Here is a 3,481-nt window from a genome sequence, read left to right as displayed (position 1 = left end):
TTCACGGCGTGTCCCGGCATCCCACCCGCACCGTGCCAACCACACGCCAGTGAAACGCTGCTTTCGGCATCCCACCCGCACCGTGCCAACCACATGCCAGTGAAACGCTGCTTTCGGCATCCCACCCGCACCGCGCCAACCACACGCCAATGAAACGCTGCTTTCGGCATCCCACCCGCACCGTGCCAACCACCCGCCCATGAAACGGTGCTTTCTGCGGCCCACCCACATCTGCGACCCCATGTCGCAACCAGAACAGCCTTCCCGACCCATCCGGCAACATCCGGCTCACAGGCCGCAGCGCACAATCACCGCCTGTCTTTCGGAGCACCGCGATGACCGTTGAAATCATCAACCCCGCCACCGGCCAGGTCACCTACCGCCACGAACTGCTCGATGCCGCGCAGATCGAACAGCGCCTGGCCGCCGCCGCCAAGGCCTTCCCGCTGTGGTCGGGGCAGTCCCTGCAGGGACGGGGCGCCATCCTGCGCGGCATTGCCGCGCAACTGCGCCAGCGCAAGAACGATGTCCAGCAGGCGATGACCAGCGAAATGGGCAAGCTCAAGGCCGAAGCGCTCGCTGAAATCGAAAAGTGCGCCCAGGCTTGCGAGTTCTACGCCGACCACGCCGCCGACTACCTCAAGCCGCAGCTGATCGACACCGAAGCCCAGCGCAGCTACGTGCGCTACGAGCCCATCGGTTGCGTCTTCGCGGTCATGCCGTGGAACTTCCCCATCTGGCAGGTGTTCCGCTTCCTCGCGCCGGCGTTCATGGCCGGCAACGTCGCGCTGCTCAAGCATGCCAGCAACGTCCCGCAGTGCGCCGACCTGATCCTCGCCGTCTGCCGCGATGGCGGCCTGCCCGAGGGCGTGTTCGACGTGCTGCATATCGACAACGACCAGGCCGCCGACGTCCTGCGCGACAAGCGGGTCAAGGCGGTCACGCTGACGGGCAGTGAACGTGCCGGACGCTCGATCGCCGCCACCGCTGGCGACCAGCTCAAGAAGTGCGTCATGGAACTGGGCGGCAGCGATGCCTTCGTCGTGCTTGACGATGCCGACCTCGACAAGACGGTGGCCGCCGCGGTGAAGTCGCGCTTCGACAACAGCGGCCAGACCTGCATTGCCGCCAAGCGGTTCATCGTGGTCGACGCGATCGCCGATGCGTTCGTGGAGAAGTTCGTCGCTGCCGCGGCCGCGCGCGTGTACGGCGATCCGCAGGACGAGAAGACCACGCTGGCGCCGATGGCCCGTGCCGACCTGCGCGATGAGCTGCACAAGCAGGTGCAGACCAGCGTGGCCAAGGGCGCCAAGGTCCTGCTCGGCGGCGAGCCGGTAGCCGGCAGCCATGCCGGTTACCCGGCCACCATTCTGGACAATGTCGGCCCCGGCATGCCTGCCTACGACGAAGAACTGTTCGGCCCGGCGGCGGCCATCGTGCGCGTGCGCGATGACGCAGACGCGCTGCGTGTGGCCAACGACACCAGCTTCGGCCTGGGCGGCAGTGTCTGGAGCGGCGACGCGCAGCGCGGCGAAGCGATCGCCAAGCGCCTGGAATGCGGCGCGGCGTTCGTCAACGCCATCGTCAAGAGCGACCCGCGCCTGCCGTTCGGCGGCACCAAGCGCTCCGGCTTCGGCCGCGAGCTGGCCGACCATGGCATCCATGAGTTCATGAACATCAAGACCGTTTACGTCGCCTGATCGGAGCGGCCCGGCAGGGCCGCTGGAACCGGTAGTGCCGGCCGTTGGTCGGCTGCTCGAAATCTCCAAACACCCGGCGTGAATCCGGGTTTTTCTGGAGCCGGCCAGCGGCCGGCACTACCTGCGTATCGCCGCTTGGCGTCGCACCACCGGCCGACCTCAGAGCCAGCGGACGCGCTTGAACAGGCGGTACAGCCCCACGCAGATCGCGCCGACGCCGATGATCATCGCCGGGTACGCCCACGGCTTGTCCAGCTCGGGCATGTGGGTGAAGTTCATGCCGTACCAGCTGGTGATCAAGGTCGGCGCGGCGAGCAGCGCGGCCCAGGCACCGAGGCGCTTGACCGTCTCGCCCTGCGCCAGCGTCACCAGCGACAGGTTCACGCTCAGCGCGGTGCCCAGCATCTCGCGCAGGGTATCGATCACATCGCTGATCCGCACCGCGTGGTCGTGCACGTCGCGCAGGTACAGCTTCACCTCATCGGGCACCAGCTCGCCCTGGTAGCGTTTGATCTGCGCCAGCATGTCCTGCAGCGGCGCCACGGCCATGCGCATCTTGTTGAGCTCGCGCTTCAACTCGTACAGGCGCACGACGGTCTGGCGCTTGTAGCTGTCGGAGAAGATGTCCTTCTCCAGCAGCTCCAGCGTGTCGCGGTAGCGCTGGGTGATCGGCAGGTAGTTGTCGACCACGAAATCCAGCACCGCATACAGGCAGTACGACGGGCCCATGGTGCGCAGCAGCTCGGGCTCGCGCTCCACCCGCGCGCGCGGCGCGGCGTAGGACAGCGACGCGCCGTGGCGCACGGTGACCAGGAAGCGCGGCCCGAGGAAGGCGTGGGTTTCACCGTACTGGATGCGCTCGTCCACCATCTGCGCGGTGGTGACCACCACGAACAGCGAGTTGCCGTACGACTCCACCTTGGGGCGCTGATGCGCGTTGCGTGCGTCCTCGATGGCCAGCGAGTGCAGGCAAAATTCTTCCTGCAGCTTCAGCAGCACGCTGTCAGCCGGCTCGTAGAGACCGACCCAGACGAAGCCGTTGCCGCTTTCGATCACATCGCTGATCGCGTCCAAGCTGATGTCGTGGCGCTTGCCCTGATCATCGTAATGGACACAGTTGATGACGCAGGGCGGATTGACGGGTGCGGTACTTTCCATGGGCGGCATCGTGCGTCAGCGGCCCGTGACGGGCAAGTCACGACGCCCCAGCACCCACGCCAGCGCCAGGTGCACCGGCAGCAGCAACACGATCCACTGCAGGTTGACCTGCGCCTGCAGGCTCAGCCAGTGCAGGACCAGGCCCAGCGCGGCCGACAGCGCCACCGCCCACAGCACGATGCGGAACCACGCTCGCGGCACACGCCCGCGCAGCACGGTGACCGCGCCGGGAACCAGCAGCAGGCACAGCGGCGAGAGCACCAGCAGGTTGCGGTTGGCCCACGCCGCCTGATGCGCGCTGAAGCCCCACAGGTAAGTCAGCAGCGCGCCGGCGATGCCGCAGAACAGCCACAGCGGCAGCGCGATACCGCCCAGCACGCGCCGACGCGTGCGCAGGGCGATTACGCCCGCGGCGGCCAGCAGTCCACACAGCAGCCACGGCCACCAGTGGCGCGGGGATTCCTTGGGTTCGGGCGCGATGCGGTGCGGCAGCAGTTCCTGCTCGGCCTGCACCAGCGGACGGCCTTCGCTGTTGCGGGCCTGGCGCAGCGCGTCGGCCAGTCGCATCGGCACGAAGGCTTCCTGCCAGCGCGACAGTGGCTGGTCGGCGAACGGCCCCAGGC

The 3,481-nt window shown here is 67.5% G+C and carries 2 protein-coding genes and 1 pseudogene; 1 reads left to right on the top strand and 2 read right to left on the bottom strand.

What is annotated here, in order from left to right; translation table 11 throughout:
* The first annotated feature begins 335 nt into the window (after positions 1 to 335).
* The gene (locus AC1DQP_RS18280; protein WP_478052175.1) at positions 336 to 1,700 is read left to right on the top strand and encodes an NAD-dependent succinate-semialdehyde dehydrogenase; all 1,365 of its coding nucleotides are present in this window, start codon (positions 336 to 338) and stop codon (positions 1,698 to 1,700) included.
* Positions 1,701 to 1,859: 159 nt separating this feature from the next.
* On the opposite strand, the gene AC1DQP_RS18275 is transcribed toward AC1DQP_RS18280, so the two are convergent.
* Both AC1DQP_RS18275 and AC1DQP_RS18270 read right to left on the bottom strand, forming a co-directional pair.
* Complete coding sequence (locus AC1DQP_RS18275; protein ID WP_256776210.1) at positions 1,860 to 2,858, bottom strand: magnesium and cobalt transport protein CorA; 999 nt, start codon at positions 2,856 to 2,858, stop codon at positions 1,860 to 1,862.
* A 15-nt stretch (positions 2,859 to 2,873) separates the two neighbouring features.
* Positions 2,874 to 3,481 (bottom strand): annotated as a pseudogene (locus tag AC1DQP_RS18270) (lipoprotein N-acyltransferase Lnb domain-containing protein); the annotation flags it as partial.

This window comes from Stenotrophomonas sp. P5_A8 (assembly GCF_056400545.1).
The sequence above is the reverse complement of the archived record's forward strand: the minus strand, read 5'-3'. Positions and strand labels throughout refer to the sequence as shown.

Coding starts and splice junctions, on each gene's coding strand:
- AC1DQP_RS18280 (WP_478052175.1), top strand. CDS start 336: ATGACCGTTGAAATCATCAACCCCGCCACCGGCCAGGTCACCTACCGC.
- AC1DQP_RS18275 (WP_256776210.1), bottom strand. CDS start 2,858: ATGGAAAGTACCGCACCCGTCAATCCGCCCTGCGTCATCAACTGTGTC.